Source organism: Pseudoalteromonas rubra, from assembly GCF_005887115.1.
Lineage (GTDB): Bacteria > Pseudomonadota > Gammaproteobacteria > Enterobacterales > Alteromonadaceae > Pseudoalteromonas > Pseudoalteromonas rubra_F.
The window spans coordinates 1-328 of record NZ_PNCJ01000206.1; the positions used below are offsets into that span (position 1 = coordinate 1).

Genomic DNA, 328 nt, shown 5'->3' on the forward strand with positions numbered 1-328 from the left:
AATAATATTCCTATTTGGTGGAAATATGGATTTGCTATTTCGATAGTTTTTGCAGTAACCTATTTGTATACTTATCATGTTGCCTATTCAAAGCCTTTACAACAAGAAGAACTTAGAATTGATATGCAAGCTGCCGCAGCACGTCATGCGCTTTATTTAGAAAATGCGGCTAACAATATTGATGAAAATAATGTGAAACTGCTGGGGGCAGACGATATAGCTGCGGGTAAAGCTTTGTTTATAAAGCCAGGGGCTTGTGCAACTTGTCATGGTGAAAATGGAAGTGGTATTGTAAATGGAGTAGCCGGTATTGGACCTAATCTTACTG

General features: G+C 38.1%; 1 protein-coding gene. It reads left to right on the plus strand.

The window, feature by feature from the left end; genetic code table 11:
• A partial coding sequence (locus CWB98_RS23770; protein WP_283241231.1) for a cbb3-type cytochrome c oxidase N-terminal domain-containing protein occupies positions 1-328 on the plus strand: 328 nt, incomplete at both ends.